This window comes from Pseudomonas sp. NPDC087346 (assembly GCF_044744235.1).
In the GTDB taxonomy this organism is placed as follows: Bacteria; Pseudomonadota; Gammaproteobacteria; order Pseudomonadales; family Pseudomonadaceae; genus Aquipseudomonas.
On sequence record NZ_JBIUXX010000054.1, the window covers coordinates 23,772 to 24,458 of the forward strand.

General features: G+C 64.2%; 1 pseudogene. It reads right to left on the reverse strand.

The window, feature by feature from the left end:
• Positions 1-89: 89 nt before the first annotated feature.
• Positions 90-576 (reverse strand): annotated as a pseudogene (locus ACIOZM_RS24900) (TCP-1/cpn60 chaperonin family protein); the annotation flags it as partial.
• Between the last annotated feature and the right edge of the window lie 111 nt (positions 577-687).

The window sequence follows — 687 nt, forward strand, 5'->3', positions numbered from 1 at the left end:
CGCCCCCCCCCCACCCCCCCGCCCGCCCCCCCCACCACCCCCCCCCCCCCCCCCCCCCCCCCCCCCCCCCCCCCCCCCCCCCCCACCGCTGTTGGCAGCGATCTGACGCAGCGGTGCTTCAACAGCGCGACGCAGAACAGCGATACCTACGTCCTGATCGGCGTTGTCGCCTTTCAGGTCGAGGATTGCTTCCAGAGCACGGATCAGCGCTACGCCACCGCCAGGTACCACGCCTTCTTCAACGGCTGCGCGGGTTGCGTGCAGGGCGTCTTCAACGCGGGCTTTCTTCTCTTTCATTTCAACTTCGGAACCAGCGCCAACCTTGATCACTGCAACGCCGCCGGACAGCTTGGCCAGACGCTCTTGCAGTTTTTCACGGTCGTAGTCGGACGAAGTCTCGACAACCTGTGCACGGATCTGAGCGATACGCGCCTGGATGTCGGTTTCAACGCCAGCACCGTCAACGATGATGGTGTTTTCCTTGGAGATGGTCACGCGCTTGGCGCTGCCCAGGTTTTCCAGGGTGGCGCTTTCCAGGCTCAGGCCGATCTCTTCGGAGATAACGGTACCGCCGGTCATTAGAACGAAGTGCATGAGCATGGGCCTGATTGGGCGAGCGTCGGACTGGCCATGGGCCGGAGAACGCAGTAGATGAGCGGGGGTGCGGTATGTGCGGAGGTTTAGGGC